22 protein-coding genes and 1 tRNA gene are annotated in these 22,532 nt (G+C 63.2%); 10 read left to right on the top strand and 13 right to left on the bottom strand.

What is annotated here, in order from left to right:
• The first annotated feature begins 9 nt into the window (after positions 1 to 9).
• The gene (locus HGI46_RS19425; RefSeq protein ID WP_168905496.1) at positions 10 to 1,296 is read left to right on the top strand and encodes a dicarboxylate/amino acid:cation symporter; all 1,287 of its coding nucleotides are present in this window, start codon (positions 10 to 12) and stop codon (positions 1,294 to 1,296) included.
• Between the two features lie 115 nt (positions 1,297 to 1,411).
• A complete protein-coding gene (locus tag HGI46_RS19420; RefSeq protein WP_168905495.1) occupies positions 1,412 to 2,026 on the top strand; it encodes a superoxide dismutase in 615 nt (204 codons plus the stop codon).
• Here the strand turns inward: HGI46_RS19420 and HGI46_RS19415 are convergent.
• The 3 genes from HGI46_RS19415 to HGI46_RS22250 all read right to left on the bottom strand — a co-directional run bounded on the left by HGI46_RS19415 (position 2,014) and on the right by HGI46_RS22250 (position 4,213).
• A complete protein-coding gene (locus tag HGI46_RS19415; protein ID WP_346766778.1) occupies positions 2,014 to 3,201 on the bottom strand; it encodes an AI-2E family transporter in 1,188 nt (395 codons plus the stop codon). The genes HGI46_RS19420 and HGI46_RS19415 overlap by 13 nt on opposite strands.
• 114 nt (positions 3,202 to 3,315) lie before the next feature.
• On the bottom strand, positions 3,316 to 3,951 hold the full coding sequence (locus HGI46_RS19410) for a sigma-70 family RNA polymerase sigma factor (protein WP_206065838.1): 636 nt from the start codon (positions 3,949 to 3,951) through the stop codon (positions 3,316 to 3,318).
• Positions 3,944 to 4,213, bottom strand: coding sequence for a NepR family anti-sigma factor (locus tag HGI46_RS22250; RefSeq protein ID WP_240946901.1), 270 nt, complete (start codon positions 4,211 to 4,213; stop codon positions 3,944 to 3,946). The genes HGI46_RS19410 and HGI46_RS22250 overlap by 8 nt, the downstream gene beginning before the upstream one ends.
• A gap of 221 nt (positions 4,214 to 4,434) precedes the next feature.
• Between HGI46_RS22250 and HGI46_RS19400 the strand changes: the two genes are divergently transcribed.
• The gene (locus HGI46_RS19400) at positions 4,435 to 6,078 is read left to right on the top strand and encodes a CHASE domain-containing protein (protein WP_240946900.1); all 1,644 of its coding nucleotides are present in this window, start codon (positions 4,435 to 4,437) and stop codon (positions 6,076 to 6,078) included.
• 37 nt (positions 6,079 to 6,115) lie between these two features.
• Here the strand turns inward: HGI46_RS19400 and HGI46_RS19395 are convergent, their stop codons facing one another.
• Positions 6,116 to 6,910 (bottom strand): response regulator, encoded by a 795-nt coding sequence (locus tag HGI46_RS19395; protein ID WP_118072537.1) that lies wholly within the window; start codon positions 6,908 to 6,910, stop codon positions 6,116 to 6,118.
• An 85-nt stretch (positions 6,911 to 6,995) separates the two neighbouring features.
• Entirely contained in the window at positions 6,996 to 7,397 is a 402-nt protein-coding gene (locus tag HGI46_RS19390; RefSeq protein ID WP_168905493.1) for a response regulator, read from the bottom strand.
• Positions 7,398 to 7,482: 85 nt separating this feature from the next.
• On the opposite strand from HGI46_RS19390, the gene HGI46_RS19385 reads away from it, so the two are divergent.
• A complete protein-coding gene (locus HGI46_RS19385) occupies positions 7,483 to 8,304 on the top strand; it encodes a Crp/Fnr family transcriptional regulator (RefSeq protein WP_168905492.1) in 822 nt (273 codons plus the stop codon).
• A gap of 250 nt (positions 8,305 to 8,554) precedes the next feature.
• Here HGI46_RS19385 and HGI46_RS19380 read toward each other — a convergent pair whose 3' ends face one another.
• Together HGI46_RS19380 and HGI46_RS19375 are read right to left on the bottom strand one after the other, a co-directional pair.
• Positions 8,555 to 8,962, bottom strand: a complete 408-nt coding sequence (locus HGI46_RS19380; protein ID WP_168905491.1) for a response regulator — start codon at positions 8,960 to 8,962, stop codon at positions 8,555 to 8,557.
• Between the two features lie 143 nt (positions 8,963 to 9,105).
• Positions 9,106 to 10,266, bottom strand: a complete 1,161-nt coding sequence (locus HGI46_RS19375) for an N-acetyltransferase (protein ID WP_168905490.1) — start codon at positions 10,264 to 10,266, stop codon at positions 9,106 to 9,108.
• 165 nt (positions 10,267 to 10,431) lie between these two features.
• Between HGI46_RS19375 and HGI46_RS19370 the strand changes: the two genes are divergently transcribed.
• Entirely contained in the window at positions 10,432 to 11,535 is a 1,104-nt protein-coding gene (locus tag HGI46_RS19370) for a fatty acid desaturase (protein ID WP_168905489.1), read from the top strand.
• A 19-nt stretch (positions 11,536 to 11,554) separates the two neighbouring features.
• Here HGI46_RS19370 and HGI46_RS19365 read toward each other — a convergent pair whose 3' ends face one another.
• The 3 genes from HGI46_RS19365 to lptF are packed head-to-tail and all read right to left on the bottom strand — an operon-like array spanning position 11,555 to position 14,447.
• Entirely contained in the window at positions 11,555 to 12,064 is a 510-nt protein-coding gene (locus HGI46_RS19365) for a rhodanese family protein (protein WP_168905488.1), read from the bottom strand.
• Between the two features lie 51 nt (positions 12,065 to 12,115).
• On the bottom strand, positions 12,116 to 13,216 hold the full coding sequence (gene lptG, locus HGI46_RS19360; RefSeq protein ID WP_168905487.1) for an LPS export ABC transporter permease LptG: 1,101 nt from the start codon (positions 13,214 to 13,216) through the stop codon (positions 12,116 to 12,118).
• A complete protein-coding gene (lptF, locus tag HGI46_RS19355; RefSeq protein WP_168905486.1) occupies positions 13,206 to 14,447 on the bottom strand; it encodes an LPS export ABC transporter permease LptF in 1,242 nt (413 codons plus the stop codon). Before lptF ends, lptG begins: the two co-directional genes overlap by 11 nt.
• A gap of 227 nt (positions 14,448 to 14,674) precedes the next feature.
• Here lptF and HGI46_RS19350 point away from each other — a divergent pair, with 227 nt between their 5' ends.
• Positions 14,675 to 15,118, top strand: coding sequence for a hypothetical protein (locus HGI46_RS19350; RefSeq protein WP_168905485.1), 444 nt, complete (start codon positions 14,675 to 14,677; stop codon positions 15,116 to 15,118).
• A gap of 43 nt (positions 15,119 to 15,161) precedes the next feature.
• On the opposite strand, the gene clpS is transcribed toward HGI46_RS19350, so the two are convergent.
• From clpS to phaC, 3 genes are all read right to left on the bottom strand, one after another.
• A complete protein-coding gene (clpS, locus tag HGI46_RS19345) occupies positions 15,162 to 15,542 on the bottom strand; it encodes an ATP-dependent Clp protease adapter ClpS (protein WP_230487749.1) in 381 nt (126 codons plus the stop codon).
• Positions 15,543 to 15,729: 187 nt separating this feature from the next.
• Entirely contained in the window at positions 15,730 to 16,593 is an 864-nt protein-coding gene (phaP, locus tag HGI46_RS19340; RefSeq protein ID WP_118074555.1) for a TIGR01841 family phasin, read from the bottom strand.
• A gap of 148 nt (positions 16,594 to 16,741) precedes the next feature.
• On the bottom strand, positions 16,742 to 18,622 hold the full coding sequence (phaC, locus tag HGI46_RS19335; RefSeq protein WP_168905484.1) for a class I poly(R)-hydroxyalkanoic acid synthase: 1,881 nt from the start codon (positions 18,620 to 18,622) through the stop codon (positions 16,742 to 16,744).
• A gap of 195 nt (positions 18,623 to 18,817) precedes the next feature.
• Here phaC and HGI46_RS19330 point away from each other — a divergent pair, with 195 nt between their 5' ends.
• The 4 genes from HGI46_RS19330 to HGI46_RS19315 all read left to right on the top strand — a co-directional run bounded on the left by HGI46_RS19330 (position 18,818) and on the right by HGI46_RS19315 (position 22,523).
• A complete protein-coding gene (locus HGI46_RS19330; protein WP_118072527.1) occupies positions 18,818 to 20,017 on the top strand; it encodes an LL-diaminopimelate aminotransferase in 1,200 nt (399 codons plus the stop codon).
• 140 nt (positions 20,018 to 20,157) lie between these two features.
• Positions 20,158 to 20,964, top strand: a complete 807-nt coding sequence (locus HGI46_RS19325; RefSeq protein ID WP_168905483.1) for a crotonase/enoyl-CoA hydratase family protein — start codon at positions 20,158 to 20,160, stop codon at positions 20,962 to 20,964.
• A gap of 21 nt (positions 20,965 to 20,985) precedes the next feature.
• A complete protein-coding gene (locus HGI46_RS19320) occupies positions 20,986 to 22,374 on the top strand; it encodes an RNB domain-containing ribonuclease (protein WP_168905482.1) in 1,389 nt (462 codons plus the stop codon).
• Between the two features lie 75 nt (positions 22,375 to 22,449).
• Positions 22,450 to 22,523 (top strand) — tRNA-Cys (locus HGI46_RS19315).
• The last annotated feature ends 9 nt before the right edge of the window (positions 22,524 to 22,532 follow it).

The following is a 22,532-nucleotide window of genomic DNA, read 5'->3' as shown; positions in this document are numbered from 1 at the left end:
TGTCTCAAGATGACCTTACCGCCTTCTGAAAATTCGTCCATCACGCAACCGCCGATCCCGACGATCCGCGCCGGCTGGATCTTTGCCGCGCTTGTCGGCGGGCTTGTGCTGGGCCTTGCACTGGCTTTTCTCGACCCGGCACTACTCGATCCCGTGCTGGTCGTGGCGCAACCCGTTGGGGCGCTATGGCTCAACGCCTTGCGCGCGACGATCGTCCCGCTGGTGGTTTCGCTGCTGTTCACCGGCATTGCGCAGACGGTGGCGGCAGCCCGTGCGGGGGCGCTGGCACGACGGGCGTTGCTGTTCTTCTTCACGATCCTTGCAGGCGGCAGTGCCATGGCGGCACTGTTGATCCCGGCGATCCTTTCGGTGTTCCCGATGCCGACCGCCGCCGCCGCAGCTCTGCGGGCCAGCGTTGCGCAGATTCACGACAAGGCGACCGTGCCCGGCTTCGGCGCGTTCCTGCAATCGCTGGTGCCGACCAATGTGCTGCAATCGGCCGCCACCGACCAGATCCTGCCGGTCATCTTGTTTACCGCCGTATTCGGGCTTGCAGCCACGCGTCTCGCCGAAACGCAGCGCCGCTCGCTGGCCACGTTCTTTGAGGCTGTGGCCAACGCGATGCTGGTGGTGATTGGCTGGGTGCTGCTGGCAGCCCCCGTCGGCGTGTTCTGCCTCAGCCTGTCGGTTGCAGCGCAAAGCGGGACTTCGGCCATCGGCGCGCTGGCGCACTACGTTCTGGTGGTGACGTCGGCCGGCACGGTGATCTTCCTTGCTGCATATGCCGTTGCCGTTTTCGGCGCGCGTCTGCGGCTGGGAGAGTTCGCGCGCGCTGTGCTACCGGCGCAGGCTCTGGCGTTGTCTACCCAGTCCTCTCTGGCAACGCTTCCCGCAATGCTGACAGTCTGCCGCAAGCTTGGCGTGCGGGATCAGACTTCGGATCTGTTGATGCCCTTGGCCGTGGCGCTGTTCCGCGCGACCGGGCCTGCGATGAACTTCGCCGTGGCGATCTACGTCGCGCACTGGTTCGGCATGCCGATCACGCCTTCGATGCTGGTTGCCGGCTTCGTGGTGGCGACGCTGACGACACTGGGCGCGGTCAGCCTGCCTGGCGCGATCAGCTTCGTGACCTCGATCGGTCCCATCTCCATCGCCATGGGCATACCGGTGGAGCCGCTTGCCATCCTCGTCGCCGTGGAAGTCCTGCCCGACCTCATGCGCACGCTGGGCAACGTGACCATGGACGTCGCAGTCACTGCTGCGGTCGACCGCGCCCACGGTGAACCTGCGCGTTAACTGCAACTGCTGTTTCAATAATTTCAACGGCCTGGAGGCGGGACGACGTCGCAACCAACGACTACTTCGCGCGTTGGTCTGCGACGCAGATTTCCAAGCAAGGACGTTGACTATCATGGCGATTACACTTCCCCCGCTTCCCTATGCCGACACTGCACTTGAGCCGAGCATCTCGGCAACCACGCTGCAGACCCACCACGGCAAGCACCACAAGGCCTACGTCGACAAGACCAACGCCGCGATTGAGGGCACGGACCTGGCGGACAAGAGCCTTGAGGAAATCGTCGCCGCTGCCGAGGCAAAGGGCGACAAGGGCCTGTTCAACAACGCCGCGCAGAGCTGGAATCATGCGTTCTACTGGAACAGCCTGACCCCGACATCTTCAGAGCCGACCGGCGATCTGGCGGCGGCGATCGAAGGCAGCTTCGGCTCGCTCGATCGTCTGCGCGAGGAACTCGGCGCACAGGGCGCGGCGCACTTCGCGTCAGGCTGGGTCTGGCTCGTGGCACGCGGCGACAAGCTGACGGTCGAGCAGACGCATGACGCAGCGACCTTTGCCACCGGCGATGCCAAGCCGCTGCTGGTGATCGACCTGTGGGAGCACGCCTACTACCTCGACCACAAGAACCTGCGCCCCGAGTACCTCAAGGCCGTGATCGAGAAGCACCTGAACTGGGAGTTTGCCGCCGAGAACCTCGGCCGCGACGGCACCTGGACCTATCCGGCCTGATCTGGCTGGTACTGATCCGCTTCAGCCTGCCCGTTCTCATCCATTCCGGAGAGGCGGGCAGGTTCGAATAGAGCTTCGCCAAAAAGGAAGCCGACCAGGTTCGGCCTGCCGATATGGTCGAGCAGCGCGGCGATGGTCAGCAGGATCGGGACCGAGAGCAGTGCGCCGAGCACGCCCCAGATCCACGAGAAGTAGCTGATCGACAGCAGGATGGCGACGGGATTGACCGTGAAGCGCGCGCCGAGGATTGACGGGGTCAGCACGTTCGATTCAATAGCGTGAAGCGCGAGGTAGGCAAGCACCGGGACCAGACCCACCGCCACGCTGCTTGCCGTGCCAAGCCCTACCAGAGCCAGCAACCCCATCATGACCAGCGGCCCGAGGTAGGGCAGGAAATTGAGCACGAAGGCAAGGCCGCCCCACATGACCGGCGCGGCGAGGCCAAAGCCCCATGCCCCCAGCGCCACGACAGTGCCCACGCCGAAATTCACCTGCGCCACAGTGAGGATATAGCTCGCCACGCGCTCCTGCACGTCGCGCAGGACCCGTGCGAGGCGGACTGAAGCGTTGAAGGAATGGCGATCCAGCAGAATGCGCCGTTTCATGCGAATGCGCGATTCGATCATGAAGAAAGTCATAAGCAGGGTAAGCAGCGTCTCCAGGATGACGCTTGGCGTGGCAAAAGCCACCTGTTCGATGACTGAAGGGCTGGCCACCACCACTTCGCGCGTGGCCGAATGCCCGGTGATCCGGGCAAGCTGCCGGTTTACATCTGCGATCCATGAAAGGTTTCCGCGTAGTTCGGCAAACCGTCCGGCAACCTGCCGCGCCAGGGTCGGCACCTGATCCACCATCACGAAGGCGGGCTGCAGGATCAGGAGCAGCGCCATCAATACGACAGCAACCAGCGCACAGATCGCGATGAAGGAGGCCAGCATGTTCGGCAGGCCGAGACGGGTCAGTCGGTCCGCCAGCGGGGACATTACGATCGTGAAGATCATGGCCGTCACCGGAGGCAGGAACACCACCGATCCGATCGAAAGCACGAACGGCAATGCGAGGAACAGTCCCAGCCCCAGCAAAAGCACGATGGCCGACTGAAGCCGCGCACGGCGGTCTGCCGGATCGTCGACGTCCAGCGGACTTTCCAGCATGTCTGACGGTGGCTGATTCACGCAAATGGGCCTGACGGAGGTTTCAATGCTCCATCCACCGTTGTCGGGCGCCGATCAATAGCCTTGGCCGGAGCCCGCGCGAATTTGCAGGTGAGTGTGGCCGCCTGCAGTCCGTCAGGACTGGCTGCCGGCGTGAACGGTCTGATCGAGCTCGCTCATGATGGCAGAATGAGCCACCGCATCCTCTGTGCTGCGTCGCGGGATCTGCCCGTTCTCGATCATTTGCGACAGTGCTGCGCGGGCGCGGCCAACGCGGCTCTTGATCGTACCAACGGCGCACCCGCAGATCTGCGCGGCTTCTTCATAACTGAACCCGCCTGCGCCCACCAAGAGCAATGCCTCGCGTCGTTCGGGCGGAAGCGTGAGCAAGGCACGGTGCATGTCGGAAAGGTGCATTGGACCTTCCTGAGCGGCAGGAGCAACGAGGATCCGCTCGGCCACGGTTTCGTCATAATCGGCACGAAAACGGTTCCGCCGCATGTCCGTCAGGTAGGCATTGCGAAGGATCACGAAGGTCCATGCACGCATGGACGTACCCGGCTCGAACCGTTCTTGCGCGGCCCAAGCCTTGAGCAGCGTTTCCTGCACCAGGTCGTCTGCCAAATCCGGCCTGCCGCAAAGACCGCGCGCGAACGCGCGAAGGTGGGGGATGACGCCGGTGAGTTCACGCTTGAACGTCACGGGGTCGCTGGCGGGGCGCGGCGTCTTGTCGATGTCAGCACCGGCAGCCTGCGGATCAGCTTCAGCCATTGGACGAATCGTCCAGCTTGTTCAGCAGATCAGCAAAAGTGTCTGGCAAAGGTTCATCGAGTACGGAATCGTAGAGGCGCTTGAGCCCATCTGCCCATTCGGGCGGGCGCGGTTTTCCGCCTTTGCGGCGCTGCTGACCCGGATTCATCGGTTGTTCTTTCGACATTCGCTCTGTCAACGCCTCCCCCTCCAGGGAAAAATCCAAAGTGTAACCGCAACGGCGCGGCAGATGCGCATTTCTGTATGCATCGCGCCCGTCCATTGATCTGCATTCATCAGAAAGCCATCAAGGTAAACGGCAAAGCGCGATACGAGGTTTTGATGAGGAACGATATTCGCTCCTGTCGGTTCCCGACCTGATGCTTGCAGCGATCATTTCGCTTTGCGGGCGTTTGGCATATCGGGGGAAGCGGGTTTTTCGGTGAAACCTGCAGTGGAAGGGAAAACGGGCGCGCGGTGGAGAAATTGCTTGCCCAGAAAAAGTTGACGCCCAGATGGTACGAGCGTTTCCCCCGCGCCGTACCTGTGGGCATCTTCGGCCTGACCATGGCAGTCACGGTGCTGAGCGTTGTGGCTATCGAAACTGCCGAAGATCGTCGCCAGACCGCCACCACGGCGCAACTGGCGCAATCCGTTGCCTCCGGTCTGGAGCGGCGGTCCAACGCCAATGCCGCCTATCTGCGTTCCAGTGCCGCGCTGTTTGCGACACAGCAGATGGTCGAGGCACCGCTGTTTCGTACCTTTATCCGCCAATTGCATCTTGATGGCCGTTATGTCGGATCCGATGGGATCGGCTGGGCGATGAAGGTTAACAGCGCCGACATACCGACGGTTGAAGCGATCATGCGGAACGGAGGGGTGAGCGATTTCGCGATCCGGCCACAGCCCGGTGCGGAACGACCGTATGTGGTCCCCGTGATGTATCTTGAGCCGGATACCCTGCGCAATAGACGCGCAATCGGCTTCGACATGTTTTCCGAGACCGTGCGGCGTGCCGCGATGAAGTCAGCCGAGCGTACCGGTCAGCCAACCGCTTCTGGTGCGGTCGTGCTCGAGCAGGAAGGTCACGAAGCGCGTCAGCCGGGCTTCCTCGTCTATATGCCGGTGTACACGCTGAACAGCGACCCGAGCCCGCGCGCCCTGCGCGGGTATGTGTATTCTCCCTACAATGCGCAGCGCTTCCTCGAATCGTCCATCGACACGAACCACCTTGGGGGCGCTGGCGTGCGATTGTTCGATGAGGATGCATCCGGCAAAAGGCTGATGGCCGAGGTCGCGCCGGTTGGCGCATCAGGACGCATCATTCGTCAGGCACTCGACATAGCCGGGCATCGCTTCATTCTGGAGATCGAGGCACCGACAACGCCAATGCTTTCGATCATGTCGGTCATGTCGCTGCTGTTCGGCCTGCTTGTCGCTACCCTGCTTCTGGTCCTGGCCCGCCTGTTGACCCAGCAGGCCGTGGAAGACCGCATCGCTCTGGCCTGGTTCGAGCAGCAGTCTTCGATCCGCAACTCGTTGACGCGCGAGCTCAATCATCGCGTCAAGAATACACTGGCCAATGTGCTGTCGATCATCTCGCTGACGCGCCGCCGCGCCACGAGCCTGCCGGAATTTGCCGATAGCCTGGAAAAGCGTATTCGCGCGCTGTCCGCCACGCACGATCTGTTGACCCAGTCCGACTGGGGAACAACCCCGGTCATGGCTGTCGTGAAGGCCGAACTCGCGCCCTATGCGCAAGACGTGCAGCGACATCTCGAAATTTCCGGTCCCGACGTGGAGCTCGCGCCGAACGACGCCTTGTCGCTGGGCCTTGCCATTCACGAACTGGCGACCAACGCGGCAAAGTACGGTGCGCTAAGCGTCGAGACGGGGCAAGTGTCCGTCACATGGGACATGGCCGGCGAAAACCTTGCGCGCATCGAATGGGTCGAGCGGGGAGGTCCTCAGATCGATACCACTGTCCGCCGCAAGCGCGGTTTCGGCACAGAATTGGTAGAAAAGATCGTCGCGCACGAATTGCGCAATCCGGTCGATCTGCAGTTCGAGGCCGAAGGTGTGCGCTGCAGCCTGCTTATTCCTGTCAGGCGGCGCGGCGACTTCGCCATACGACAAGGGCGCGGCTAACGCCGCGCCCTTAAAGCAATTCCCAGTTGGTAGCCCCTTAGAGCGGGCGACTCGAGCCGAAGAACAGCGCTTGGCTGATCGCGGTGCGCACCGTCTGTTCCTGGAATGGCTTGGTGATGAGGTAGGTCGGCTCCGGACGGTCGCCGGTAAGCAGACGCTCGGGGTAGGCGGTGATGAAGATGACCGGGACCGAACCGATGCGCAGGATGTCGTCCACGGCATCAAGCCCTGAACTGCCATCGGCCAGCTGGATGTCGGCCAGCACCAGTCCAGGCTGTTCGCGCTGGACAATCTCGACTGCCTGGGTCCGCGTTGCCGCCATGCCGCAGACATCGTGCCCGAGCGAGCGGACGAGATCCTCAAGCTGCATCGAGATGAGAGGCTCGTCTTCGATGATGAGCACCGACGTCGCCGATTCGCGGTCGATCTCGGCAACGGCATCCTGCACGAGCAGTTCGACGTCAGCCGGCTCCCGGCCCATGATGAAGGCCGCTTCCTCGATGCTGAAGTCTTCCAGCGTGGTCAACAGCAGCGCCTGGCGATTGGCGGGCGTCATGGCCGCAAGCCGCTCCTGCGCGGCGGCTTCATGATCGCCGAGCATGCCGCTCGACCGGTCCACCGTGTCGACATAAGCCGTTGACCACACGCGGTTGAACGCATGGTAGAGCTGCGGACGGCCTTCGCCGATCATCGCGCGCAGGGATTCGTCAGCAAGCGCCGCTTCCAGAGTTGCGCGCACGAACGAATCGCCCGCGCTCTGGCTTCCCGTCAATGCGCGAGCGTAGCGGCGCAGATAAGGGAGTTGATTGGCAACCTTGGCACCCAGAGTCATTCGTACCCCTTCCCGGATAGTAACGTGCGCTCAAACGCACCATAACGTCATCCGGTTCCCGATCGGGAACAAGAGGAAAATTACGTTATCCCGCCTGTGAGGCTGTTAGCTGCTGCAATGTGGTAACGACCCATTCCGCAAGAAGGTCCGGTGAAGTGGGTTTGCGGAACTGGATGGCAAATCCGTGGCTGTCGGGCACCGATCCGGAATCCAGCCCGGAAGTGATGGCCACCGCACAGCCCGCTTCGTACAGGCGCGACGCGAGATCGAGCGAGTTGCCGTCAGGAAGCTGCAGATCGAGCAGCGCCACTGCTGGCATGCCCTTGCCAACAAGGCGCGTTGCCGATTCGACAGTTGAGGCGACAGCGACCGTAAGCCCTCGTTCCATCAAGGAATCTTCAATAGCCATTGCGACCAGAAGGCTGTCTTCGACAACGAGGACAAGGTCTTGCCCGCGTCGCACGGCAGCGTCGTTTTTCGGTTCCATCCGGGAACCCTAGGGCACAACACGGGAACAAACCCTGTCTTTTGACATAGCAGTTCCGGCGAACAGGTGATGAAAGGCGTCGGGTATGGGCAGGGACGATGCAGACTACAGTGCCGGGCAGGACGCCGGCAGGGTGGTGCAGAATCAGAGTGGAGGAGGGGGCTACTTGGTGCTGAACGGAGGACAGCCATGTCTGGCTTGCCCACTGGCGAAATGTGAGGCGCTGCACCAGCCCCCGCCGGATGTCCGCAACTGGATTGCCGCGTTCCGCCATGGCGAAATGCGCTTCACCCGTGGCGAACAGGTCTTTGCGCAAGGAACGCGGCCGACATTCCTCTACACCGTGCTCTCGGGGGTTCTGATGCGGACCCGCTTGCTTGAGGACGGCCGACGCCAGATCATCAACTTCATGTTTCCGGGTGACTTCGTTGGCCTGCAGGCCGCACTCGATGCCGAGATGAGCCACACGGTCGAGGCGCTGACCAATGCCACCTTGTGCACATTCGCGCGCGAGAAGTTCTTCGATCTTGTTGCCCAGCAGCCCCGGCTGTCGTTCGATCTGACCTGGCTTGCCGCCCACGAGGAGGCCGCGCTCGAGGAGCATCTGGTCTCGCTGGGCCAGCGCAATGCGCGGGAGCGGATGGCCGCACTGGCAGTGTTCCTGGTCCAGCGCGGCATCGATACTGGCATTGCACCCGGTGGCGTCCTGGCGCTGACCGTAACCCAGGGACAGATCGCCGATATGCTGGGACTGTCGTTGGTTCACACCAACCGTACCCTGCAAACCTTGAGGCGCATGGGGCTGGTCGATTGGACCCTTTCGACCATCAGCGTTCCCGATATCGCCGCGGCAAAAGCCTACGCAAAGATCGACGGCAGCACATTTTCTTCGCGACCTTACATCTAAGCTCTGATTCCAAAGGATAAAATTTTTTTCGAGAGCTTGGAACCGCCTTCCGGGATGCTCGTTTAGGGTATGTCACCGCCGAGACCCCCCCTCCCGTCCAAGCGGCTGGTGATACGATCCCGAAAGGTCCCCGATGGAAACGTCGGGGACCTTTTTTTGGCTGATCGGCCCCGGCTGCGCTCCCCGCGCGGCTGGGGCTTTTGGTCTGGAGGACTGTTGGAACAGCGGCAGTTGTGCCACTTGGTTGGCTCTACTGCCCGGAAAGCGCCTGACGGAGACGCCCGAACAGGCCGGACGAGCGTTCCTTCTCGATCATCGCGATCAGGACGTCGGTGCAGAATGGCTTGGGCAGGACCTTGCCCAAACCTGCCGCAGTGGCAGGTATCGCCGCGGGCGTTGCGGTGGTGAAAAGGATCAGCGGGGGGCTTTCGCCAAGCTGGGTCGCCAGTTCCGCAAGCGCCCAGCCATCATCCCGGTCCGCAAGATGCACGTCGAGCACCATGAGGGCCGGGATTGCTTTTTCGAGTTCGGCCATCGCCTCGGCGACGCTGGCGCAAGTGGTGACCGATCTGGCCCCGGCCTCGGTCAGGGCCTCGGCAATGTCCAGGGCAACCAGGCCATCGTCCTCGACGATCAGCGCGGGCCCCAGTGCACGCAAGGGTCTGCGACGACCTCGTGTCCCCTCTCCTTGCGCTGTCGTCCGCACTTTTGCTTGCACCCCTGAATGGCCTGTTTAGCAGAACGTCATGCTTTGGACGGCGTTCCGCCCGGTCGTCCTACGTGATGCGCTGACGGGCGCAATCAGGCCAGTGGCTTGTCGTAGATCACGTAAGTCTTGTTGACGTGGCTGTCGATTGCCTCGGCAATGGCGTTCATCCCTTGGTTGTCGTCGAGGATCCAGCCGATCTCCCCGCGCGACGCGCCATATTCCCGGACCGAGTTGAGGCGGATCGCCTCGATCATCATGAAAGCCAGCTGGCTGGCCAAGCGCGAGGCCTGCAGGCGCTTGCGTACGCCCATCAGCGGCACGCGCATCGTGCGCACGCGCGGCTTGCGCAGCCACAGCAGCAGCTTGGCCCAGTTGAACGGGAACAGCTTGCCGCCCATCGGCTTGAGCACTTCGTTGAGATCGGGCAGCGTCATCATGAAAGCCACCGGCTCGCCCTCGTACTCGGCGATCATGATCAGGTCTTCGCGCACGATCGGCTTGAACTTCTTGCCGGCGTATTTGATCTCCGTGTCGGTGAAGGGGACAAAGCCCCAGTTGTCCGACCAGGCATCGTTGAGGATGTCGAGGATCAGCGCCGCTTCTGCATCGAACTTCGACTTGTCGACATTGCGGATGCGGATCTTGGCGTTCTTCTCGCCCGACTGGACGATCCGCTGGATCAGCGGCGGAAAGCCCTTGGTGATGTCGAGCTCATAGGTGTTGAGCGTCTTGGCCGGTTGATAGCCCAGGGCCTTGATATAATCGTCATAGCGCTGTGGCTGGTGGCCCATCATCACCGTCGGCGGATGGTCAAAGCCCATCGTCAACTGGCCCGGCTCTTCCCAGATCGACATTGACAAAGGCGCAAGCACGCGGGTCATGCCCTTTTCGCGCAGCCAGCCTTCAGCGCGGCCGATCAGCGCCTGTGCGACGGCGTGGTCCTCGGCTTCGAGGAGGCCCCAATTCCCGGTGCCCGGGCCCATGCCCTGCGCGGGATCCATGGCGATGGCCAGATGATCGATGTGGGCGGAGATGCGGCCCACCACCACATTTTCCCGGCGAGCGAGGAAAAGCTGCACGTCGGCATGTTCGAAGAACGGGTTTTTGCCGGGCGTGATCAACTCCTCGGCTTCCATCCGCAGCGGCGGCACCCAGTTCGGATCATTGGCATTGAGGCGATATGCGAGGTCGACGAAGGCCTTGCGGTCAGCCTTGCCGGAAACCGGTGTGATGATTACTTCGCCTTGAGCCACGATCTTGCCTTTGTTTGCGGATATGGGGTCGTCGTCGATGGGACTGCGGTCCTGACCGGCGCATTGTCAAGCCGCAGGGCGCGGTGTGGGGACGCCCAGAGGCTATTGCTTGGTGCAAAAAGCCGGCCTTAGCCGGCAGATACGGGTCATACTGGAATTTGTGGCATGATTGCGACCGATACGCTTGAAACTCCCCGCGACGCGGCTGCTGCCGGTGTCGAAGCTCCGAAGCTTCCCCGCGGCCTTGCCGGAACGCCCGACGACAAGGAAATGCTCCGCTCCGCCGTCGAACTGACGCGCGACATCGCGACCGCGCGACCCGAAATCTACTGGCCCGACATGCTGGGGTCAGCCGCGCTGGGCTATGCCGCGCTGGCCGGCGCCATCCTGATCGGCAACCCGCTGGCTGCCGCGCTTTCCGGCGTGGTCGCTGCGCTGGCGCTCTACCGCGCGCTGCTGTTCATCCACGAACTCACCCACATCCACAAGAATGCACTGCCGGGCTTCCGCTTTGCGTGGAACCTGCTGGTCGGCATCCCGATGCTGACACCCTCGCTCATGTACGAAGGCGTCCACACGCTGCATCATGCGCGCACGCGCTATGGCACGGTCGAGGACCCTGAGTACTTGCCGCTCGCACTGATGAAGCCGTGGTCGCTGCCGCTGTTCGCGCTGGTTGCTCTGCTGTTGCCGATTGGCCTGCTGATCCGCTCGGCGATTCTGGTGCCGCTGGGCGCGGTTCTTCCGCCACTGCGTCGCCTGGTCTGGGAGCGTGCCTCGGCGCTATCGATCAACCCGGAATTTCGCCGCCGTCCCCCTGAAGGCGAATTCGCGCGGCAGGTGTTCTGGCAGGAGCTGGGTGCATCGGCCTGGGCGCTGTTCGTCTTGTGGTGGAGCGCCACGCACTCGTGGCGCCCGCTGCTGATCGGCATAGCGGTAATTTCCCTCACCGCGTTGCTCAACCAGATCCGTACGCTGGTCGCTCATCTGTGGGAGAACGAGGGCGAGGCGATGACCGTGACCGGCCAGTACCTCGATTCAGTCAACGTGCCGCCGCCCGCATGGCTGGCGCCGCTGTGGGCACCGGTCGGCCTGCGCTACCACGCGCTGCACCATTTGCTGCCCTCGATGCCCTATCACTCGCTGGCCGAAGCACACCGCCGCATCGTGGCGCACCTCGGCACAGGCTCGACGTACGAGAAGGGCAACTACAACGGCCTGCTGCCGCTCGTCGGCAGGCTGGCGCGCAGCACAATGATGCCGCGCTGATGGGAAGGGCCGCGCTGCCTCAGGCAGTGCGGCGGTTCCACGGCATCAGGGCAAGCAACTTGGCCATGCCGCACCAGCCGGTTGCCCCGGCCATGAACAGGCCCGCCCCGACGAACGCAGAAAGCGCGACAAAGCCCTGCGCAACGGTGAGCGACAGCACCACGCCTGCAAGGATCAGCAGCCCGGCGATCATCTGGACCTGCCGCATGATCTCGAGCGGTGCCTTGGCGTCGGTCTTCACTGGCAGGCCCGCCGCACGCCAGCCGTCAATGCCACCTTCGAGAAGGTAGCCGGGACAGCCTGACACGGCGGCAAGCCGTTCGGCATTGGCACCTGTGCGCATGCCTGAACGGCAATGCCAGATCACCGCGGGGTGGCATGATACCGGTTCCAGAGCCGCAAGCGGCATGTTGGCCGCGCCAGGGATGCTCTGCCGGCGATGTTCGTCGGCGTCGCGGATGTCGATGAGCCGGGCGCCCTCGTCGAGCAGCGCCTTGGCTTGGGCAGGGGTGATGGTTGGAAGCGTCATGGCCTCCATATATTAGATATGACGAAAATTAGCAATATCTAATTTTAAGATCTATTCCTCGGTGCGGATCAGCACCGTCTCGCCGATGAGGAAGAACAGGACGAAGGGCGCCCACGCGGCCAGCAGCGGCGGGTAAGCGCCGAAATTGCCCATGGCCAGGGCCGCGTTATCGAACACGAAGTAGGCAAAGCCTAGCGCCATGCCGATCACCGCGCGCACGAAAAGGTGTCCCGATCGGGCCAGGCCGAATGCGGCCACGGCACCGAGCAAAGGCATGAGCAGCGCTGAAAGCGGCCCCGAAAGCTTGTGCCACCACTTGCCGTCAAGCTCGGTGGTGCGGAAGCCTGCCTCGCGGATCGCGGCGAGCGAACCCGATAGCTGAGTCAGCGATTCCGCATCGGCGTCGACCCGGCTGATCGTGACCTGGACCGGCTCCACCGTCTTGGCGAAGATCTCGTCGCGGCCGATCGGCGTCTTGCGGGCACTCTGCACATCGAACACCACGGGATCGCGGAATTTCCAGCCGGGATTGGCATAGGCTGCCGAGGGCGAAGTGACGATTTCGGTCACCATGCCGGTGGGATCGCGGCGATACCAGCTGACCCCATCCATCCGCATCGCCTTGCCTTCGCCGGCAACCGAGCGGGCGAAGAGGATGTTCGGGCCGTCCTGCAGCCAGACATTCGACTTGATCGCCGATTCCTGTGGAATGGGCCCGTATTCCACGTTCTGCCAGGCTTTGAGCGTAGCAGTGGACCGCGTGACAATGCGTTCGTTGAAACCGAAGGTCACCGCTGAGGTGACCGCCGCAACGAGAAACAGGGGTGCCAGAACCTGATGCGCGGACAGCCCCGCCGCCTTCATCGCAATGACCTCGCTGTTCTGGTTCAGCGTCATCAACGTGATGATCGTGGCCAGCAGCACGGAATAGGGCAGAAACCGGCTGATCAGCTGCGGCATGCGCAACGAAACATATGTCAGCAGCTCGCCCTGCCCATTGCCCGGAGCGGCCAGCACCTTGCCGCTTTCGCTCAGCAGGTCCAGCATCTGCAGCACCAGCACCAGCATCAGCAGCACGGCAACGATCCGCACTGCAAACATCTTGGCAATGTAGTTTGCCAGGGTTCGCGAAGGGAAGAATTCAAGCTGCATGGGCGGCGTCTTCCTCGGCAACGGCAGGCTCGTCGCGCAACCGCTTGCGTTCGAACAGCTTGCGGATCGAACGCGAAACCTTGGCAAATCCGGTTTCGAGCGCACCAATCGGCTGGCCGCCGGGAACGTAGGCGATCTTCCAGTACATCCACAGGATCAGCGCCGAAAAGGCCACGAACGGCCCCCACAGGGCCAACACGGGGTCGATCCTTCCAAGGCTGGCCACGTCCTGCCCGTACTGGTTGACCTTGTGATAGGCCACGACCAGCACGATCGACAGGAACACGCCCAGCGCCGAGGTCGAGCGCTTGGGCGGAACCGCCAGCGCCACCGCGAGTAGCGGCAGCAGGAACATCATCACCACTTCGACCAGCCGGTAGTTCAAGCTCGCCTTCGACTGGTTGCGGATCTCCTCTGAATAGCGGTCATTCCAGCCGATCTGCAGCAGTTCAGGGAGGAAATACTCGCGGTCGGCGTCACCGCGCTGGCGGAACTGCTCGATCTTCGGGAGGTCGATCGGAAGGTCGTGGCTGGCGAAAGTCAGCACGCGGGGCGAGGTGATGCCGGGGCCGTCCTGCACGATCTGGCCATCGGTCAGGCGCAGGATCACCGTATCCGGGCTTTCCTTGTTGGCAAAGAAGCGCCCCTCCCGCGCCGAAATCACCATGACCTGCCCGTTCGCGGTTTGCAGGCGAGCGAAGATGCCGCGCAAATCGCGGCCCTCGTCCCGGCTCGAATCGACTCGCAGGGCCGTGCGATCCTGCAGCGAATTGAATTCGCCCACCTTGATCGATGCGCCCAGGGCGCCCGAGCGCAGTTCGAATTGCAGCTGTTCGTAGTAATAGCGCGAAAGCGGCTGAAGGTAGCTGACGATCAGGAGGTTCAGCGCGGCAAGCCCGATTGCGAACATGTACGGCACGCGCAGCAGTCGGGTATAGGACAGGCCGACCGCGCGCATCACGTCGAGTTCCGAACTTGTCGCCAGCTTGCGGAATGCGAACAGAATGCCCAGCATCAGGCCGAGCGGAATGGCGAGGCTGGCATATTCTGGCAGCAGGTTCGCCAGCATCTTGAACACGACGCTTACCGGTCCGCCCTCGGTCGCCACGAAGTCGAACAGCTTCAGCATCTTGTCGAGGATCAGCAACGACGCGGCAAGCACGAACACCGACAGCATCGGCACGAAAACGAGCCGGGCAATGTAGCGGTCGGTGGCGGTGAGGAACTTCACGTGGCGGGTGCTGGCGTCTTTTCGTGGATTGATCTTCGGCGGGGCCTTGGCTTTCCCCGGGTGGCTGCCGACAGGTTAACCGGCCATGAGTGTCTGGGAATTAGCGCTTCCCAAGGCCCGGGGGAAGGAAAAACCGGACAACTTTCGCTCATGATAACGAAAGTTATAGATGTGAATGGTCTAAAGTCATAGTAATAAACCGGGTGCCAGTGAGAGAGAGGTCGAAGATGTCGCATGAGCAAACCGGTAATGCCTGGTTCGCGGGCTTTTCTGGCGGTCAAACCGATCCGGAAAGGTTGAGCGCGCTGGCACGCTGGTGCGAACAACTCGCACCCACGGAACAGCGCAAGGGATTCGAGAAGATTCTTGGTGAGATCGCTTCGCCGCAAACCGAAGACGAAGGCGGGCGGCTGAGTGCCGCGTTCGACTGGATCGGGATACTGGCGGATTCCGGCGCGTTCGAATCTGCAGCCGTGGCGTTGATTCCGCGTGATGCCATCTTCACGGGCGGGCGCCTCAAGGACGGCTCGTTCGTCGCGCAGGTGATTCTCGATGGCGGCATCGGCGCGCACTCGCGTGAGGCGCAAAGTCTGGCAATGGCATGGATTGCGGCGCTCCTGCGCGCGTTCGCCCGCCAGGCAGTGGAATCGGGTGCCTTGACGGCGCACTGATGAGAATTGCGATCTGGCGCCTTGCGTCAGGTCAGCAGCGATTTCACGCCTTTTCCAGCGTGCACTGCAGCGGGTGCTGGTTCTGCCGGGCGAAATCCATCACCTGGTTCACCTTGGTCTCGGCGATTTCGTACGGATAGACGCCGCAGACGCCCACGCCGCGCTGATGGACATGCAGCATGACGCGCGTGGCTTGCTCCAGGTCCATGTGGAAGAAGCGCTTGAGCACCATAACCACGAATTCCATCGGGGTGTAGTCATCGTTAAGCATCAGCACCTTGAACTGGCTGGGCTTCTTTGGCTTGGCGCGGGTCTTGGTGGCGATGCCGACCTGATCGTCTCCTCCGGGACCACGTGTGTCGTCGCCCTCTGCACAGCGCAGCGGAACGGACAGGTCCGGTTGGTCGAAAGGTTCGGCTCTCATGATGGCTTGAATATCGCACTCACCGGCCCGCTTCACAAGGGGCACGAAGGGGATGGTGCCAAGAGGGTGGCGAATTGTTGCGCCGATACGACAACCCGACAGCATCAGAACGACAAAAGGGCCGGCGGGATACCCGACCGGCCCTTCATGTCTTGGCTGGCAGCGCGGAAGGCGCTGCCGGTCAGGCTCAAGCGGCCTTCTTGATCTTTTCGACCGCGAGGCTGACGCGGGTCGAGATCGGCTGGAAGGCTTCGTTGGCCAGCTTCAGCATGGCTTCGCTGTTCTTCGAGCTGGCGGCAACCGCAGCGTCGAAGTTCTTGCGGAGCAGGGCCGACTGCTTTTCGAAGAATTCGGTGGGCGACTTGACCGTGGTCAGTTCCTTGACGTCGGCAGTCATCGCTTCGAAGACCGACTTGGTCTCGGCGACGTAACCCTTGGTCATTTCCTGCAGGCCAGTGGTCAGGATCTTGGTCGATTCGACCATGGCTTCGACGTTGCCCTTGGCGAACTCGCCGGCATCGCCAAACGCGGCCTTGGCCTTGTCCTGTGCGTCCTTGAACGCAGCGGTCATCTTTTCGGTCATTTCGGTGGGGGTAGCCATTGCGAACAGTTCCTTTCTGGGCGCCGCATTCTTGAGGGCGGCGCTTGTTTTCTTCACGCTTGGAATGGCGGTGAAAGGACGCTTGGCTGCGGGCTTCACCGCGGCCGTCGGAGCGGCCACCACGGGTGGCTTGGCCGGACGGGCCTTGGGGGCAGGCTTGGGAGCCTGACGGACGGGCTTTGCCTTTGCGACCCTGGGCTTGCGCGCCTTGGGTGCAACGGGCTCGGCCACTGCAGGGGCTTCGATCGGAGCGGCAACAGCCTCCGCCACCGGGGCGGCGACGGGCTTGGCCTTGCGCGGCCGCGAAGCCTTGGGCTTTTCGGCTGCAACCGGCTCAACAGCTTCGATCTCGGCAGTTTCGGTCACGGCTTCGGGAGCGTCGGTCAGCGCGACGGGAGCATCCACCACGGGGGCGGAGGTTTCCGGGCTTTCCTTCGTTTCTTCAACCATCTTGGCGACTCCTGCTTTGCGCATGGGCGGTTGGAACCGCCTCTTGCTGCACTGCACAAAATAGGAGTCGACTGGAAAATGTCAAGAAATTTGTGCGCTGCACAAATTCCATATTGGACCAATTGACGACGCCGGGCGCCGTAAAGCGTCAGCGGCTGCGGACGTAGCGTCCCGGCGCATCCTCAATCACGCGATCGCCCTTGCTGCCCGGACTGCGCTTGCCTTTGGCTGCAATCAGGTCGGGCGCCTGTTTTTCAATCCATTCAATCCAGTCCGGCCACCAGCTGCCCTTGGTTTCCGTGGCCCCAGCCACAAACTCCTCCAGACTCGCGGGATCATTCGGGTTGAGCCAGTACTGGTACTTGCCCGATTCCGGCGGGTTCACCACCCCGGCGATATGCCCTGAACCGGCGAGTACAAACTTCCACTGGCCGGACAGATGCCGCGTCAGTTTCCACACGCTGTTCGGCGGCGCAATATGGTCCTCGCGGCCGGCCTGGATGTAACATGGCGTTGCGATGCGGCGCAGGTCGACCGGCGTATTGTCAACCACCATCGCATCGGGAATGACCAGACGGTTGTCGCGATAGAGATCGCACAGATAGGCCTGGTGCCACCGCGAGGGCAGGTTGGTCGTATCCCCGTTCCAGTGCAGCAGGTCGAACGCCGGATAGTCCTCGCCCAGCAGGTAGTTGTTGACGACGTAGTTCCAGATCAGGTCCGTGCCGCGCAGCGCGTTGAACGTCGCTGCCATGTAGCGCCCATCGAGATAGCCGTCGGTGGAAAGGCTCTGCAGCATCTTCAGCTGCCCGTCGTCGATGAAGTTCTTGAGCTCGCCCGCGTCCTCGAAATCGACCTGCGCGGTGAAGAACGTCGCGCTGGCAACCTTTTCGGCCTCGCCCCGGCGCGCCAGCACGGCCAGCGTCGCCGCCAGCGTGGTGCCGGCCACGCAATAGCCGATGGTGTGGACCGCCGGAACCTTGAGCCGTTCGCGGACATGGTCGATCGCCTCGATTTGGGAGCGCACGTAATCGTCCCACACCACTTCGGCCATGGAGGCATCGGCCGACTTCCACGACACCACGAACACCGTCAGACCCTGCGCCACAGCCCAGCGGATGAAGCTCTTCTGCGGGTTGAGGTCGAGGATGTAGAAGCGGTTGATCCACGGCGGGAAGATCAGCAGCGGCGTCTCGAATACCTCGTCGGTCGTCGGCGTGTACTGGATCAGCTGGAACAGCGGTGTTTCATGCACTACCTTGCCCGGCGTTACCGCGATATTGCGGCCCAGTTCGAACGCATCGGGATCGGTGTGGGTGAGTTGCCCCTTGCGCAAGTCATCGAGCAGGTGTTCGACGCCCTTGACCAGGTTCTCGCCCTTGGTCTCCATTGTCCGCTCGATCACTACCGGGTTGGTCAGCGGGAAGTTCGCCGGGGAAAGCGCGTCGGTCACCACCTTGGTGGCAAAACGCAGCTGCTCCTTGCGCTCGGGGCTGAGCCCTTGCGCCTCGTCCGCCATCTGCTGCAGCTTTTCCGAAAGGAACAGGTAGGTCTGGTGGATCAGCGCGAAAGCGGGCTGTTCCTGCCAGCGCTTGTCCTTGAACCGTCGGTCCTGCCGCGGCAGCGCAGGGGGCGCGGCGTTGCCGGTTCCGGCCGAGACGAACTGCCCCATGACCGAAGACCACAACGCCATGCTCTCGTTCCACAGCCTGGCCTGCGTCTCGGCTTGCGCGATCGGCAACTGGCCGGCCATGGCCATGAACGTCTGCGTCCATTTGCCGATGTCGCCAAGGCGCGCCAGCATCGGCTCGACCTGTCCGGCCTGTTCGGCGCTGAAATCGAGCCACATCTTCTGCAGCTTGGCCGCGGACATCGCCCAGTGCTGGAGGTCGGCAGGATCGGTGGTGACGGCTTCGGCGCCGGGCACCAGCGGCGCGAACATGGCGCGCATCGCTTCACCCTGCTGGCGGAACAAGTCTTCGAACACGATCGAATCCGCTGGCGAATCACCCACGTTCTTGTTCGTCATCTTCCGTTCCCTGCCGTTACGTCATGGCCTTGTAGCAGCGATCTATACACGCCGTGTGACAGCTTGTTAGCCCGCAGATGCATCCGCCGAACGCGATCATGCATCCATCGAGAGCAAGGTTTCCACAACTGGGCAATTGGCGTAAGGGCTTGCGCTGCGGCGATCCTGCCGCGCCTTTTCGACGAGTATTCAACCGTGGACGAAGAATTCTACCGCATGAAGCGCCTGCCGCCCTACGTCATTGCCGAAGTCAACGGCATGCGGGCCGCCGCGCGCGCCGCCGGTAGGGACATCATCGACCTCGGCATGGGCAACCCCGATCTTCCCCCGCCCGACCATGTGATCGAGAAGCTGTGCGAAGTGGCGCGCAAGCCCGACGCGCATGGCTACTCTGCCTCCTCGGGCATCCCGGGCGTGCGCAAGGCCCAGGCAAACTATTATGGCCGCCGCTTCAACGTCGATCTCGATCCCGAGACCGAAGTGGTGATGACAATGGGCTCCAAGGAAGGCCTTGCCAGCCTGGCCACGGCGATCACCGCGCCCGGTGACGTCGTGCTCGCCCCGAACCCGAGCTATCCGATCCACACCTTCGGCTTCATCATTGCCGGCGCGACCATCCGTTCCGTGCCGACCACGCCGGACGAGCGCTACTGGGATTCGCTCGACCGCGCGATGAAGTACTCGGTGCCGCGCCCCTCGATCCTGATCGTCAACTACCCGTCGAACCCGACGGCGGAAACGGTCGACCTTGCCTTCTACGAACGACTCGTTGCCTGGGCGAAAGAGAACAAGGTCTGGATCCTGTCGGACCTCGCCTATTCCGAGCTCTATTACGACGGCAACCCGACGCGCTCGATCCTCGAGGTGCCGGGCGCGAAGGACGTGGCGGTGGAATTCACCTCCATGTCCAAGACCTTTTCGATGGCCGGCTGGCGCGTCGGCTTTGCCGTGGGCAATGCGCGCCTGATCGCTGCGCTGAAGCGGGTGAAGTCCTACCTTGATTACGGCGCCTTCACGCCGATCCAGGCGGCGACCTGCGCTGCGCTGAACGGCCCGCAGGACATCGTCGTCAAGAATCGCGAGCTTTACCAGAAGCGCCGTGACGTGATGGTCGAAGCCTTCGGCCGCGCCGGCTGGGAAATACCCAGCCCCAAGGCCTCGATGTTTGCCTGGGCGCCGCTGCCGCCCGCGCTCACGCATCTCGGCAGCCTTGAATTCTCGAAGCAGTTGCTCACCCACGCCGAAGTCGCTGTCGCCCCTGGCGTCGGCTATGGCGAGGACGGCGAGGGCTTCGTGCGCATCGCCATGGTCGAGAACGAACAGCGCCTCCGTCAGGCCGCGCGCAACATCAAGCGCTACCTGCAGTCGATGGGCGTCAATTCCTCGGCTGCCTGACGCGGCATTGATGACGAATGACGACGGCCCTCTCCGCCCCTGCGGAGGGGGCCGTTGCCGTTTCGCGCGATCCGTCAAATGAGGAAGCTGGACCGGACGCGAGCGCTCGGGCACCTTGGTCTCAACGAACCAGACAACGGATGCCTGCCATGAACTTCCACGACCGCGTCACCGTCACCATCGAGGATCACGTCGCCCACGTGCTGCTTGATCGCGCCGACAAGATGAACGCGCTCGACGATGCCATGTTCGAAGCGATCGTCACTGCTGGCCATCACCTCCACACCGAACGCGGCGTGCGCGCGGTGGTGCTTTCGGGCGCAGGCCGTTCGTTCTGCGCAGGGCTCGATCTGTCGAGCATGGGAAACACCAGCCGGTGGGAAGGTGACGGGCTCACCGCCCGCACCCACGGCAACGCCAACCGCGCCCAGCAGGCAGCCATGGTCTGGCGCAAGCTGCCGATGCCGGTGGTCGCTGCGGTTCACGGCGTCTGCTTCGGCGGCGGCCTCCAGGTCGCGAGCGGTGCGGACATCCGCTTCATCGCCCCCGATGCGCGGCTGGCGGTGATGGAAGTGAAGTGGGGCCTCGTCCCCGACATGGCTGGCTACGCCCTGTGGCGCGGCAACGTGCGCGACGATGTGCTCCGCGAACTGACCTACACCCACCGCGAATTCAGCGGCGCCGAAGCGGTGCAGTTCGGCTTTGCCACCCACGTCAGCGCCGATCCGCTGGCCGACGCCATGGCGCTCGCCCGCACGATTGCCTCGAAGAGCCCCACTGCCGTGCGCGGAGCCAAGACGCTGTCGAATCGCACGCCTGACATGAGCGTCGATGAAGTGCTCATGGCCGAATCCGTCGCCCAGCATGAACTGATGTATTCGAAGAACCAGATGGAAGCGGTCCGCGCGGGCATGGAAAAGCGGCCTGCGGAATTTGTCGATCCGTAACAGCCTGCTAGGCTTTGCCCGATGAAGGCCATCCACGATCCGTCCGGCGCCCTTGCTTCCGGCCTTGCTGCCATCCGCCAGCAGTTCCAGGTGCCCGAAGGCTTCCCGCCCGAAGTCCTCGCTGCGGCGGAACTGGCAGCGGCAAAAGCACTGGGGCCAGAGCACGAGGATCGCACCGATGAGCCTTTCGTCACGCTCGATCCGGCAACGTCCACCGATCTCGATCAGGCCTTCCATATCGAGGCAGCCGGCAACGACCTGATCCTCCACTACGCCATCGCCGACGTTGCCTGGTTCGTCGATGATGGCGATCCGGTCGACATCGAGGCGTGGAAGCGCGGCGAAACCCAGTATCTCCCCGATGGCAAGGCCGGGCTCTACCCACCCGCTCTGGCCGAGCGTGCCGCCAGCCTCCTGCCCGATGGCCCGCGCCCGGCCGTCGTGTTCACCGTGCGCCTCGGCGCCAATGGCGAACCGCGGCTCGATGCCGCCCGCCGCGCCGTGATCCGCAGCCGGGCCAAGCTCGCCTACGACAGCGTCCGCCCCGACCAGCTCCCAGCCGACTTTGCCCGCTTTGCCGAGCGCATGAACGCGGCCGAAGCCGCGCGCGGCGCCGCCCGCGTCGATCCGCCGGAGCAGGAAGTCGAAGCGCTCGGGGATGGGCGCTATGCCCTGTCCTTCCGTCCGCTGCTCGCTTCGGAACGCGCCAATGCCACCCTCTCGCTGGCCGCAAATCTCGCCATCGCGCGCGCATTGCACGAGGCGGGCACCGGCCTGTTCCGCGTCATGGCAGGCCCTACCGCCGCAGCCATGGCTCGCCTGCGCACCACCGCCGCAGGCCTCGGGCTGGACTGGCCCGCGCACACCGATCTCAAGACGCTTGAACGTACGCTGGACCAGCGCAATCCCAACCACGCAGCCTTCATGCTGGCAGTGCGGCGGGCAGGCGGGGGCGCCGGCTACGCCCCATGGATACCCGGCGTCACGCCATGGCACGAAGCGATCGCTGCCACTTACGCTCACGCGACTGCGCCCCTGCGGCGTCTGGCAGACCGCTACGTGATTCGCGCAACGCTCGCTGTCACCAATGGCAAGCCCGCCTCGCCGGAGGTCGAAGCCGCGTTCCAGCGCCTGCCTGCCGTCATGGCGAAGGCCGAGGCGCTCTCCGGCCAGATCGAGCGCGCGGTCATCGATCTTGCCGAAACCGTCATGCTGCACGGGCGCGAGGGTGAGACGTTCCGTGCCTGCGTGACGGATACCGACGGCGATTCGGCGCGCGTGCAGCTGCTGGACCTGCCCGTCGTCGCCCGCGCCCGCATTGCCGGTGCCGCACCCGGCCAGCGCGTGAACCTGAGCCTCGCCGGCATCGACAGCAAGCAGCGCCGCCTCCAGTTCGCGCCGGTAAGCTGACCATCCCGCAAGAACCGCTTGCGGCAGCGCGATCTTCCGGCTAACCGCGCCGAACCACGCAGCTCCTGCGATCGAGGCCCGATGGCGGAGTGGTTACGCACCGGATTGCAAATCCGTTTACGCCGGTTCGATTCCGGCTCGGGCCTCCATTCGCGCTG

It is taken from the genome of Novosphingobium sp. ERW19 (genome assembly GCF_012641315.1).
Taxonomy (GTDB): Bacteria; Pseudomonadota; Alphaproteobacteria; order Sphingomonadales; family Sphingomonadaceae; genus Novosphingobium.
Note: the sequence above shows the minus strand (reverse complement) of the source record. Positions and strands in the feature narration are given on the sequence as shown.